Origin of the sequence: Alcaligenes sp. SJTW-7 (assembly GCF_047716895.1) — a bacterium.
Lineage (GTDB): Bacteria > Pseudomonadota > Gammaproteobacteria > Burkholderiales > Burkholderiaceae_B > Alcaligenes > Alcaligenes ammonioxydans.
On record NZ_CP136682.1, the window covers coordinates 373,310 to 385,997 of the forward strand.

Annotated in this window: 12 protein-coding genes; all 12 read left to right on the forward strand. The window is 59.0% G+C overall.

Annotated elements, in window-relative coordinates:
* The first annotated feature begins 303 nt into the window (after window positions 1-303).
* The 12 genes from RSQ48_RS01660 to RSQ48_RS01715 all read left to right on the forward strand — a co-directional run bounded on the left by RSQ48_RS01660 (window position 304) and on the right by RSQ48_RS01715 (window position 12,507).
* The gene (locus RSQ48_RS01660) at window positions 304-861 is read left to right on the forward strand and encodes a methylated-DNA--[protein]-cysteine S-methyltransferase (RefSeq protein WP_415302074.1); all 558 of its coding nucleotides are present in this window, start codon (window positions 304-306) and stop codon (window positions 859-861) included.
* 125 nt (window positions 862-986) lie between these two features.
* Window positions 987-2,477 carry an aldehyde dehydrogenase family protein gene (locus tag RSQ48_RS01665; protein ID WP_003804351.1) on the forward strand — a complete coding sequence of 497 codons (1,491 nt, stop codon included), beginning with the start codon at window positions 987-989 and terminating at the stop codon, window positions 2,475-2,477.
* A gap of 113 nt (window positions 2,478-2,590) precedes the next feature.
* Window positions 2,591-3,463 carry a transporter gene (locus RSQ48_RS01670; RefSeq protein ID WP_301606473.1) on the forward strand — a complete coding sequence of 291 codons (873 nt, stop codon included), beginning with the start codon at window positions 2,591-2,593 and terminating at the stop codon, window positions 3,461-3,463.
* Window positions 3,464-3,494: 31 nt separating this feature from the next.
* The gene (locus tag RSQ48_RS01675; RefSeq protein WP_003804346.1) at window positions 3,495-4,667 is read left to right on the forward strand and encodes an amine dehydrogenase large subunit; all 1,173 of its coding nucleotides are present in this window, start codon (window positions 3,495-3,497) and stop codon (window positions 4,665-4,667) included.
* Between the two features lies 1 nt (window position 4,668).
* A complete protein-coding gene (locus RSQ48_RS01680; protein ID WP_003804345.1) occupies window positions 4,669-5,211 on the forward strand; it encodes a MauE/DoxX family redox-associated membrane protein in 543 nt (180 codons plus the stop codon).
* A gap of 9 nt (window positions 5,212-5,220) precedes the next feature.
* Entirely contained in the window at window positions 5,221-5,862 is a 642-nt protein-coding gene (mauD, locus tag RSQ48_RS01685) for a methylamine dehydrogenase accessory protein MauD (RefSeq protein ID WP_003804344.1), read from the forward strand.
* On the forward strand, window positions 5,846-6,394 hold the full coding sequence (locus RSQ48_RS01690; RefSeq protein ID WP_003804342.1) for a methylamine dehydrogenase light chain: 549 nt from the start codon (window positions 5,846-5,848) through the stop codon (window positions 6,392-6,394). The genes mauD and RSQ48_RS01690 overlap by 17 nt, the downstream gene beginning before the upstream one ends.
* 137 nt (window positions 6,395-6,531) lie before the next feature.
* The gene (locus RSQ48_RS01695) at window positions 6,532-7,032 is read left to right on the forward strand and encodes a hypothetical protein (protein WP_003804341.1); all 501 of its coding nucleotides are present in this window, start codon (window positions 6,532-6,534) and stop codon (window positions 7,030-7,032) included.
* A 118-nt stretch (window positions 7,033-7,150) separates the two neighbouring features.
* Window positions 7,151-8,101, forward strand: coding sequence for a helix-turn-helix domain-containing protein (locus tag RSQ48_RS01700; RefSeq protein WP_003804340.1), 951 nt, complete (start codon window positions 7,151-7,153; stop codon window positions 8,099-8,101).
* Window positions 8,102-8,216: 115 nt separating this feature from the next.
* Entirely contained in the window at window positions 8,217-9,020 is an 804-nt protein-coding gene (locus tag RSQ48_RS01705) for a hypothetical protein (protein WP_003804338.1), read from the forward strand.
* Window positions 9,021-9,051: 31 nt separating this feature from the next.
* Complete coding sequence (hemE, locus tag RSQ48_RS01710) at window positions 9,052-10,128, forward strand: uroporphyrinogen decarboxylase (RefSeq protein WP_003804336.1); 1,077 nt, start codon at window positions 9,052-9,054, stop codon at window positions 10,126-10,128.
* Window positions 10,129-10,413: 285 nt separating this feature from the next.
* Complete coding sequence (locus tag RSQ48_RS01715; RefSeq protein ID WP_415302075.1) at window positions 10,414-12,507, forward strand: primosomal protein N'; 2,094 nt, start codon at window positions 10,414-10,416, stop codon at window positions 12,505-12,507.
* Window positions 12,508-12,688: the final 181 nt, after the last annotated feature.

Sequence of the window (12,688 nt, forward strand, 5' to 3'; positions counted from 1 at the left end):
GGGCTTGAGGGTGTCGAGGTTTGCGTGTTGATCGTCACTCCCATCCGTTAGCGGTGGGTGTGGGCAGACACAAAAGTACAAGCCAACTCCTCACTATTGAGTGCCTGACGCTTTGTGGGAGCATGCGCCTTGCTTGGAGTATCCCGCTCAACAAACTGTCGTGCGTAATCTGGAGTTTGTCATTTGTCGTTTGTCGATTCTCTTTGACGCTAAAGCCCAAGCTGCCTGGGTGTTGCCCGCGTTTTTGAAGAGGCTCGAGTCGCGCAGTATGATCAAGCATTCTGCCTTTGGACCGGAATTGCCATGTTTGCCTATGTCGGGCTGCGTACGGCCTGCTTTGACACGCCTTTAGGGACGATGCGTCTGTTGGTCGATGCTCAAGGTGGTTTGCTGCGTCTGGACTTCGAGCAAGAGACCGTGCATGGCCTGACCGCCGAGCAACGGGCCGGTCTGGTGCCTGCACCGGAGCTGGCCTTGCCGGTACAGGCACAACTGGATGATTATTTCGCCGGTCGTCGGCAGCAGTTTGATCTGCCCTTTCGCCTGCAAGGCACCGAGTTCCAGCAACAGGTCTGGCAGGCTTTGCTGACCATCCCCTACGGCCAGACCTGGACCTATGGTCAGATGGCCGATCATCTGGGCCGCCCCAAGGCCGTGCGCGCGGTCGGTCAGGCCTGTGGCCTCAATCCCATCAGCATCATCGTGCCCTGCCACCGCGTGCAGGGAGCCAATGGCATGTTGACCGGCTTTAGTTCCGGCTTGCATCGCAAAGCCAGCTTGCTGCACTTCGAACGCCGCGTCCATGTGAGCGGCGTGGGCGACATTCAAGCCAGCCTGCCCGCCCAGCTCGATTTGTTCTAACGCAGGTCGGGGTGCACTCCGTACCCAAATCAACAAGCCCTCGTGCACAGAATCACAAGTCTGGGCTTGGCCTCGTCCCTATACTGGATTCGTGAAGAATCAACTATTCCGTGTGGAGACAGACTATGGGGCAGGACGTACAAGCCGAGCGTAACGCGATTCGCGAACACATGATTATTGACGGCAAACCCGTCACTGAATCTCAAGGACCCACGATACCCGTCTACGATCCCGCCACGGGACACGTGATTGCGCATCAGCCCGAGGCTGGTGTTCAAGGCGTAGACAGGGCCGTGCGGGCCGCCCGCCAGGCTTTGGAGCAGGGCGAATGGAGCAAGATGCTGCCTGCCCAGCGTGAGCGCCTGTTGCTGCGTCTGGCTGATCTGGTCGAAGCTCATGCCGACGAACTGGCTCGTCTGGAAACCTTGAACAATGGCAAGCTGCTGTTCTTCTCCTACGGTCTGGAAGTGGGTGCCAGCGCACAATGGCTGCGTTACATGGCCGGCTGGGCCACCAAGATCAGTGGTGAGCTACTGTCGCCTTCTATCGCTTTTCCACCCGGTATCAATTACCACGCGTATACCCGTCAGGAGCCGGTAGGGGTGGTGGGGGCGATTGTGCCCTGGAACTTCCCGCTCTTGATGGCAGTATGGAAAATCGCCCCGGCCATGGCCGCTGGCTGCACCGTGGTTCTCAAGCCCGCTGAGGAAACCCCGCTCACGGCCATCCGTCTGGCCGAACTGGCTCTGGAGGCCGGTTTTCCCGCTGGGGTGATCAACGTCATCACGGGTCGTGGCGAGAGCACGGGCGCGGCACTGACAGCACACCCCGACGTGAACAAGATTTCCTTTACTGGTTCCACGGAGGTGGGCAAGTTGATCGGCCATCAGGCCGTCAATGACATGAAGCGCATGTCTTTGGAGCTGGGCGGCAAGTCACCTGTGGTCATCATGGACGATTGTGATGTGGACATGGCCATTCAAGGGGCGGCCAATGCCATTTTCTTTAACCAGGGGCAGGTGTGTACCGCCGGTTCGCGTCTGTTTGTACAAAAAGGCATTTATGAGCGCGTGGTGCAGGGCGTAGCCGATCTGGCGTCCTCCATGACGCTGGGTTCGGGTTTTGAGCAGTCCACCCAGATTGCGCCGCTGATCTCGGCGCGCCATCAGCAGCGCGTGCAGAACTACATCGACGTGGGTCGTCAGCAAGGGGGACGCATGTTGGCGGGCGAGGGCGCGCGTCCTGAGCAAGGCTATTTTGTACGCCCCACGGTGTTTGCCGATGTGGCCCCCGATGCCCGCATCATGCGTGAAGAGATTTTTGGGCCGGTGGTGGTCGCCACGGCGTTTGATTCGGAGGCGCAGGCATTGGCACTGGCCAACGATACGGACTTTGGCCTGGGCGCCAGCGTCTGGAGCCAGGATCTGGCCCGCGTTCAGCGTTTGACTGCGGGCATCAAGGCCGGAACCGTGTGGGTCAACACGCATAACATGCTGGACCCCAGCATGCCCTTTGGGGGCTACAAGCAATCGGGCCTGGGTCGGGAGCACGGGCGTGCGGCCGTAGAGGCTTACCTGGAGACCAAATCGGTCTGCATGGCCTACCCGGCCGCCTAGCGAAAAGCCGAGCAAGGCCTGGAGGTCGGCATGACAAGGCCTTGAGCGGATTCAGTACACGGGCGCGAACACAATAACGATACCGTTCGCGCCTTCTTGAGGAGACAACAATAATGATTGCAATCGTGCAGCGTACCGCTCTGGCCTTGGCCTTGGGCGGCGTCAGTGTCGGGGCCGCCTTTGCCGGGGACCCCAGCGCACGGGACTGGATTCCTGCTCCGGTAGGGACCAATGTTCTGGCCGTTTACATGATGGGGCTGAAATCTCACGGGTTTTACGATCAGGGCGCCCGTCTGGCAGACAGCCCCAAACTGAGTGTGCAAGGCATGGTTTACCGCCAGATGCACTATCGCGAACTGGCCGGTAAAACGGTGCAGTATGAGCTGATTGTGCCTGGCTTGCGCACCACCCTGGATGTGCCCGGAGCACCGCGTGACCGCCTGACTGGTATTGGCGATGTGACCGCCGGTGCCGCGGTCTGGCTGCACAATGATCCTGACAATCGATTCTGGTTTGCCTGGGAGCCCTTCATTACCGCACCGACGGGTCGCTACCACGGCTCACAGGCCGATGTGTCTGCCGGCAAGAACCGCTGGAGCACCGTACAGGATTTTGCAATCGTCAAAGGTTTCGGGGAATCCTCGTTTGTGGAGGGCGTGGCGGAGTTTGAATTCTTTGGCAATAACAAGAACTACTACGGCCAGACCCTGAAAAAAGACACGGCAATCCGCTTGATGGCGTTGGTGTCCACCAACTTGACTGAGAAAACGTATGTGGGTTTGCGCTACCGCTACGAAACGGGCGGTCGCGAGCGGGTCAATGGGCAAACCACCGTCACGCGGGCGCGCAACCATCAACTTGCAGCCGAGATCACCCATCAGTTGACGGATGCCCATCAGGTGCAACTGCAATACATCCATGATTTGAAAGTCGAAAATGGCCCGCGTATGCGCGGCCTGCAATTCCGTTATGCCTATGCGTTCTGACAGCGTGGACGCCCATGAGGAGAGACATCCAATGAAGTCTAAATTTAAAGTATCGACTGCCGCCGCTTTGCTGGGCTTGCTGGCGCTGGGCGGTGGCGCACAAGCCCAGGACAAGCCGCGCGAGGTTCTGACAGGCGGGCACAGTGTGTCTGCCCCGCAGGAAAATCGTATCTATGTCATGGACTCGGTGTTCATGCACCTGACCGAAAGCCGTGTCCATGTTTATGACTACACCACGGGCAAATTCCTGGGCATGGTGCCAACGGCCTTTAACGGTCATGTGCAGTTGTCCAATGATGGCAAGAAAATCTACACCATGACGACCTACCACGAGCGTATTACCCGCGGTAAGCGCTCGGACGTGGTGGAGGTCTGGGATGCCGACAAGCTGACCTTTGAAAAAGAGATCGCTTTGCCGCCCAAGCGCGTGCAGGGCCTGAACTACGATGGCCTGTTCCGTCAGACCACGGATGGCAAGTTCATCGTGCTGCAAAATGCCTCGCCAGCGACCTCGATTGGTATTGTCGATGTGGCCAAAGGCGATTATGTGGAGGACGTGACTGCCGCTGCCGGGTGCTGGAGCGTGATCCCCCAGCCTAACCGGCCACGCAGTTTCATGACCATTTGCGGCGATGGCGGCTTGCTGACCATCAATCTGGACGAGAACGGCAAGGTGGCCAGCCAGTCGCGCAGCAAGCCCATGTTCTCCGTGAAGGATGATCCTGTCTTCATCGCCCCGGCCCTGGATAAGGACAAAGCCTATTTCGTCTCCTATTACGGCAATCTCTACAGCGCCGATTTCAGTGGAGATGAGGTCAAGGTAGAGGGCCCCTGGTCCATGCTGGACGACGAGGACAAGGCGGGCAACTGGGTGCCTGGCGGCTACAACCTGGTGGGCCTGCACCGTGCCAGCGGCCGCATGTACGTGTTCATGCACCCCGATGGCAAAGAGGGCACCCATAAGTTCCCTGCCGCCGAGATCTGGGTTCTGGACACCAAGACCAAAAAGCGGATCGCCCGTATTCCTGGTCGGGATGCCTTGTCCATGACCATCGATCAGCAACGCGATCTGATGCTGACGCTGGACGGTGGCAATGTGAATGTCTACGACATCAGCCAAGCTGAACCCAAGCTCTTGCGCACCATTGAAGGCGCGGCAGAAGCCTCTTTGCAGGTTCAGTTCCACCCGGTGGGAGGGGCTTGATATGGACCCGGTCCTGACCTATGCCAGCCTGGCGTGTCTGGCTGTGCTGATGGGGCTGGGCGCCCTGGACAAACTGCGCCACTTCAGCTTGTTTGAGGCTGCCGTGGGCGCCTACCGCCTGTTGCCCGAAGCCCTGGTGCGTCCGTTCAGTGTGTTGTTTGTGGCCGCCGAAGCCCTGAGTACGCCCTTGCTGTTGTGGCCGGCCAGTCGTTCGCTGGGGGCGGTGCTGGCTCTATGCGTGTTGCTGGTCGCCACCAGCGGGATTGTGCTGAACCTGCTGCGTGGCCGTCGCGATGTGGATTGCGGCTGCTCGGGCCTGGGTGAGTCTTCCGGCGGCCTGTCCTGGTGGCTGGTGGCGCGCAATGCCGTGCTGGCTGCGCTGGCGCTGGTCAGTGGTGATTGGGCGAGTGATGGTGCCCGTGAGCTGGTCTGGGTGGACGGCTTGACGTTCTTTGGTACCACCTTGGCCTTGTTGGGGCTGTATTACGCGGCCAACCAACTGATCGAATCCCATCTGAAATTTCAGAAAATGCAGAATTCCTAGGAGACCTCAATGACCGCTTTACTGATTTCCAATGTCATTTTGTGGGTAATCGTACTGGCCCTGGTGCTGGTGGTACTTGCCCTGTCGCGCCAGATCGGCGTGTTGTACGAACGGGTCGCTCCCATGGGGGCGCTGACCATGGACAAGGGGCCGCAAGTGGGTGATGCTGCCCCGGTGATGGAGCTGCAGGACCTGCGTGGTCGAGCAGTCTCGGTCGGGGTGGCCGGCCCGCGCAGCCAACTGATTTTCTTCATGTCCCCCACCTGCCCGGTATGCAAGAAGCTCCTGCCGATTCTGAAGTCCATTCAGGGTTCGGAAGGCCAGTGGGTCGATATTGTGCTGGCCAGTGATGGTGAGATGCCCGAGCACCTGGCGTTCTACCAGAAAGCGCAACTGGATGCCTTCCCCTACGTTCTGTCCACCCAGTTGGGCATGGGTTTTCAGATCAGCAAGCTGCCCTATGCGGTTCTGATCGACGAGCAGGGTGTGGTGCGCGGCAAGGGACTGGTCAATTCGCGTGAACAGCTCGAAAGCCTGTTTACCGCCAAAGACCTGGGCGTGGCCTCGGCGCAAGAATACTTGGCCGGCGACTCGGGCATGAAGCAAGTGCAGGTATCACGAAAGGAGAACGTCAATGCGTTGGCTGGATAAATTTGGGGAGAGTCTCTCCCGTTCTGTGGCCCACAAGACTTCGCGTCGCAGCGTGCTGCGCTCGGTGGGCAAGTTAATGGTCGGTTCGGCTTTTGTGCTGCCGGTCCTGCCTGTGGCCCGCGCTGCGGGCGGCGGTAGCAACAGCAGTGCTGCGGATCACCTCAGTTTGAATCCCGATCTGGCCAATGAAGACGAGGTGAACTCCTGCGACTACTGGCGTCACTGCGCGGTGGACGGGTTCCTGTGTTCGTGCTGCGGTGGCACAACCACCACCTGCCCGCCAGGATCAACGCCTTCGCCCATTTCGTGGATTGGCACCTGCCACAACCCGCATGATGGCAAGGACTATCTGATCAGCTACCACGACTGCTGCGGCAAGACCGCCTGCGGGCGCTGCCAGTGCAACACGCAGACCCGCGAGCGCCCCGGCTACGAGTTCTTCCTGCATAACGATGTCAACTGGTGCATGGCAAACGAGAACAGCACGTTCCATTGCACGACATCGGTGTTGGTGGGTTTGGCGAAAAACTAAAACAAGCCGCCAGCGTGCCCACGCTCTGCAAGAAGGGATCTTTGGGTCGCTTCTTTGCCGGGTGTGGGCTCGTTCTTGGGCTTGAGCATGGTGAGCGGCGGCCTGGAAGGCGTCCGCTCCACGAAGGAGGCATCACTGTGTGGACATCGTTGCGCCTGGCCTGTTTGGGCGCCGTACTCCTGGCGTTTACGCCTTGGGCTCAGGCCCAGGAAGAGATGGCCGGAACGGGCGATTACTTGCAAAGCTCCCAAGCTTTTAAAGACTATATGCTGCAATGCGCGGGCTGCCATCGCTATGACGGTCAAGGCTTGACGCATCGTGGGATTCCGGATTTCAACCGCTCTATCGGCCTGTTCACGCGTTTGCCGGCGGGGCGGGAATACATGATACGGGTGCCCGGCGCGTCGCAATCGCAATTGGACAATGCCGACTTGGCGCGTGTGCTGAACTGGATCGTGGCCAAGTTCAGCCCGGAAGACATCACGCCCGAATACCGGCCTTTTACCTCTGCCGAGGTGGGGGCTTCACGAGCGCAACGCTTTGACGATGTGCTCAAGGCGCGTACAGCGTTGACCGCCAAAATGAACCGCATGGGTCTGGAGCCTGCTCCTTACCTGTACGGTTCCATGGAACGCTGAAACAGCGGGTTAACGTCCGTAGACGCTTGGATTTTTTAGGGCTATAAGAAAAGGGGGCATGTCATGCCCTCATCCCGATCATTAGCGTTGGCCGCAAGGGCCCCCCCAGGCAATGTCCATGTTATTGCGCACTCCCTCTGCCTCTTTCAAGAGCCTTGCCGCTTGGCAGGAAGTGGTGTGCGCGTACTTTGTGCCCCTGGAGGTACAGCCCGACTCGCGTCGGGGCTTTTCCAACCGTGCGGCAAGCGATCGCATGGGTTCGGTCGATGTCATGGAGCTATGTACCAGTGCGCAGCGTGTGCGGCGCACTCAGGCCCTGGCAAGCCGTTCCGAGCAGGCTCTTTACAAGGTCACCTTGCAGATCAGCGGCAGCAGCCAGATTGAACAGGATGATCGCAGCGCTATATTGCATGCCGGGCAGTGGGGCATTTATGACACCACCCGCCCCTATGAAGTCGCCGTGCAGGATCAATCCCATTTTCTGGTCCTGCAGTTTGAGGAGGAGCGCCTGCTGCCTTGGCTACCCTGGCTGAGCGATGCGGTGGCCCGTTCCTTTTCCGCCACCACAGGCCCCGCCCGGATTGCCATGGACATGCTGCGGCTGGGTTTGCAAGAGCGCGGGCATTTGTCACCCTCGGCCTTGAGCGAACTGTCTCAGACCGTGATTCGCATGATGGCGCTGAGCCTGGCCGACGGACGCCCGGTGCCCAGCGAGTCCGCCCTGGACGAGGTGCGGCGTGGCCAGTTGCTGCAAATTCAACAGTATGTGCAGGACCATCTGGGGGATGCGGGATTGAATGCGCAGTCTCTGGCGCTGCAGTTCCGCATTTCGCGGCGTTATCTTTACAAGCTGTTTGAATTGTGCGGGCAGGCGCCCGCCGATTACATCATGGCTGCCCGCCTGGAGCGCGCCTGTCAATTGCTGCTCGATGGCAAGCCGGGTCGGCAGATCAGTGAGCTGGCCTGGCAGATGGGTTTTTCCGACGCGGCGGTGTTCAGCCACGCGTTTCGCCGCCGCTACGGCGTGTCCCCCAGTGAGTGGCGTCGCAGCCGTCTGTGCGGGGATTAAGTATAGCTACGTAGGCGCAAGTCCGACTTATCGCAAACGGGTCGGATTCCTATTCTAGAAGCTCACGATCTTGAGGCGACCCGTGGGGTACGCCCAGCTTCTCAAGGACAGTTTTATGCGTCTACACCTCGATTGCGCTTTGTTGCACACCCATCCTGACTGGGCCCGCAATTTGCAGGCCATCATTCCCCCTTGCGAGCGTTTGCAATTGCACCTGTTGCAGGCCCCGCCGGCCACCTGCCCCGATCAGGACTACCTGTTTTTACGCCGCTCAGCCGCCTTGCTGTTGCGATTTGACGCCTGTCTGATACCGATCGAAGCGGCCACCCTGATCCACGTGCGCCGCGCCTTGTCTGCGGCCCGAGGGCACCTGCCGGTGCCGGTCTTTGGCCTGGTGCGTGCCACCATCAAGGCTGCCGCCTTGACAGACCTGCTGGAGCTGGGCCTGGCCGACTATGTGCGCGAGCCTTTATGCCTGGACGATCTACGTGCCCGCATCCATCGCCAGCGTTTGCAGTCCTCATCCCATGCTTTGAATGAACCGGGACTGTCCGGTCGGATACACTATAGGGTGCAGGAAAACCAGGATCTGGTCCTGCACCCCGGCCCAACGGAGCAGCGCCTGTCGCAAACGATCTTGCAACAGGAGGGGACGACGCTGGAAGCCTATGCCGCTGCGGTAGCCTCGCGCTATGCCTGCAGCCAGGAGTCTTTCAAAGTTGCCAAGGGACGGATAGTGGCCCGCTTCGAGCAGGCTTACATCCATGCCGCCCTTGATCGCCATCGCGGTAATATCGCCATGGCAGCCCGCTCCGCGCAAAAGCACCGGCGTGCTTTCTGGGCACTGATGCGCAAGCACCATATCGATGCGGCACGCTTTCGATCCGCGTCAAGCCCAGACGACGAACACGATGGTTAAAATTAACAGGCATTTTTCAATAGGGATTGCCGTGTCTTTACCTCAATTAAAAAACGATGTTTTCCTGCGCTCGCTGTTGCGCGAACCTGTGCCCTACACCCCCATCTGGCTGATGCGTCAGGCCGGGCGTTATTTGCCTGAATACAATGCCACCCGTGCCCAGGCTGGCTCCTTCATGCAACTGGCTCAGAATCCCGAATTTGCGTGCGAAGTCACCTTGCAGCCCTTGCGCCGTTTCGATCTGGATGCCGCCATTCTGTTTTCGGACATCCTGACCGTGCCACACGCCATGGGCCTGGGTCTGGATTTCGTCGCCGGTGAAGGCCCACGCTTTGCGCGTCCCGTGCGCAACGAGGCCGACGTCATGGCACTGGAAGCGCCGGACATGGGCAAGCTGCAATACGTGTTTGACGCGGTCTCGCTGATCCGCAAGGAGCTGGACGGCAAGGTGCCGCTGATCGGTTTTGCCGGCAGTCCCTGGACAATCGCCTGCTACATGGTTGAAGGCCAGGGCTCGGATGACTACCGCCTGGTAAAAAGCATGATGTATCAGCGTCCGGACCTGATGCACCGCATGCTGGAAATCAACGCCCAAACCACCTGCGAATATCTAAACAATCAGATACGCGCCGGTGCACAGGCTGTGATGCTGTTCGACAGCTGGGGCGGCGTGCTGTCCGACTCCCTGTTCCAGGAGTTTTCCCTGGCCTATACCCGCAAGGTGGTCGATGGCCTGATTCGCGAGCACGATGGCCAGCGCGTTCCCGTCATTGTCTTTACCAAGGGCGGTGGCATGTGGCTGGAAGATATCGCGGGCTGTGGTGCGGATGCCATGGGCGTAGACTGGACAGTGAATCTGTCCCGAGCCCGTGCTCGTATCGGCGACAAACTGGCCCTGCAAGGCAATCTGGATCCCATGACCATGTTCGGGGGTGAAGAGGCCATTCGCCGGGAAGCCCGCCGTGTGATCGATGACTTCGGTCCCGTGGGCCAGGGCGGCCACGTGTTCAACTTCGGTCATGGCATCTCGCGTTTTACCGATCCGGAAGCCGTGGGCATTCTGGTGGATGAAGTGCATTCCTACAGCCGTCGCCATCACAGCGTTTGATCCTTATTGCGCACAAGCTGAGACAGCTTGTGCGCAAAGTTATACACACAGTCCGACTCAGTGTTGAGGCCTTGCTATTTAAGGTTCGATTTCAATACCTGATTTTAATTGTTTGATATCTCTAGGTTTTATCTTTATTCCAGAGATATTGAAAATTAAATTGTATCTGTGCTTGCTTCTTTGTATTTTTTGTTCATGTCATTTTCCCCAAAGTTATCCACAGGCTGCTAAGCTCTTGACTTATCAGGCTTTCAGCCCGGCCAGCCCTTTTTTGAAACACCATCCATGACCGCCACCCCAGACGCTATTTCTGCATCGGCAAGCACCGGGCCTTTCTGGCTGCATGTAGCCCTGGACGTTCCCCTTGAGGGGGTGTTTGACTATCAGCACCATGAGCCTGTGCAGGTTGGACAACGGGTGATTGTGCATTTTGGGCGGCGGCAGATGATAGGCGTTGTGGTGGCGTTGCCCGAGCAACCTTCCTATCCGCCCGAGCAGGTCAAAGCGATTGATCAACTGCTGGATGACTTGCCTCCTTTCCCGGAGGACTGGTTGCGGATGGCGCGCTTTGCGTCTACCTATTACCACCGTCCTCTGGGTGAGGTCATGATGCCATCCTTGCCGGGGCCCTTGCGCAAACCCTCCGCCTATCTGGGCAAGCGGTCTGCAGGGGGGCCAGTACTGCGCCTGGCCAAGCGCAAGGAAAAGAAGGTGGAACCGGTGGACAGCGATGTCCTGCCTGTGCTCAATGCCGAACAGCAAGCTGCGGTGGATGGCATTGTGGCCGCCAAACCCGGTAGCTGCATCTTGCTGCACGGGGTAACGGGTAGCGGTAAAACCGAAGTCTATATGCGGGTGCTGGAACACGCGTTGGCTGCAGGCCGGCAGGTCTTGTTTATGGTGCCTGAAATCAATCTGACGCCCCAGTTCGAGCAAGTCCTGCGCGCCCGTTTGGCGCGCGTCTTACCGGGCGATGTGCTGGCTGTCCTGCATAGTGGCCTGTCCGAAGGTGAACGGCTGCGTTCTTGGTTGCGCGTCAATAGTGGTCAGGCGCGTATTCTGCTGGGAACACGGTTGTCCATCTTTACCCCCATGCCTGAGCTGGGCCTGATTATCGTGGATGAGGAGCACGACGCTTCTTACAAGCAGCAAGATGGCCTGCGTTACTCCGCGCGGGACTTGGCCGTATGGCGTGGTTATGACCTGAAAGTACCGGTGGTGCTGGGTTCAGCGACCCCTTCGCTGGAAAGCTGGAATCACGCCCGGCAAGGGCGTTATCGTCTCTTGAGTCTGCCCAAACGGGCGCGTGAGGTTTCCCTGCCGCGGGTACGGCTGGTCGATACCCGGCATTTGCGTCTGGAGTCCGGTTTTTCGCCGCAACTGTTGGATGCCCTGGAAGCTTGTCTGGAGCGTGGTGAACAGTCGCTGGTTTTCATTAACCGGCGGGGCTACGCACCTGTGCTGCATTGTGCGTCCTGTGGCTGGCTGTCCCAATGCCCCCGTTGTACGGTTTATACCGTGCTCCATAGGCAAAATGGCTTCAAGCACAATTTGCAATGTCATCACTGCGGCTATCAGGCCCCAGTGCCACGTGCCTGCCCCGATTGTGGCGATCAGGACCTGCAACCCATGGGTCGTGGCACGCAACGGATCGAAGAGTTTCTGGGCGAGCGTTTTCCCAATGCGAGACTGGTGCGTATCGATGCCGACAGCACCCGCTTGAAGGGCAGTGCGCAACAATTGTTCGAGCAGGTGCATGCGGGCGAAGTGGACATTATGGTGGGCACGCAAATGGTGGCCAAAGGTCATGACTTCACGCGTCTGAGCGTCGTCGGTGTACTCAATGCCGATGCCACGCTGTTTGCACATGATTTTCGGGCGCCAGAACGTTTGTTTGCTCAGTTAATGCAGGTTGCGGGTCGGGCTGGCCGTCACACGGAAGGGGCGGATGTCATTATCCAGACGGGCTACCCGGAGCAGGCTGTCTACCAGAGTTTGATCAGGCACGATTACATAGGCTTTGCTCAAAGCGCCCTGAGCGAGCGCGAATCCGTGGGTTTGCCGCCTTTTGCTTATCAGGTGCTGTTGTCAGCCGAGGCGCCACAGTTGGCGGATGCCCTGCGTTTGTTGACCCAGGCGCGTCGCCTGCCCGAAGACCACCCCAATGAATTTCCCGGTGCGGATCAGGTTTTCCTGTACGATCCAGTGCCGTTGCGCGTATTGCGCGTTGCCAAGGTCGAGCGTGCCCAGTTGCTGCTGGAAAGCGCTCATCGTCCGGCTTTGCAGGCCTTTGTGCGCTACTGGGGGCCGCAGGTTGCGCAACTGGCCAAACAGCACAAGGTGCGCATTACGATTGAGGTCGACCCCCTCGAGATTTAAGGTTCCACAGGCTCAGGTACGTAGAGAGACAGTAGGAGCGTCTCGGGTACAGCAGGGTGTATCCTTGTGCGCTATGCGGCGGTACCGCATGCTGTCATGCCGTTGTACCTTGCCGCCGCTGTCTTTCTGAGCCAGCCTATCGTTTTGCATCAAACCGTACTCGGACTGGCCGGGATGTCAC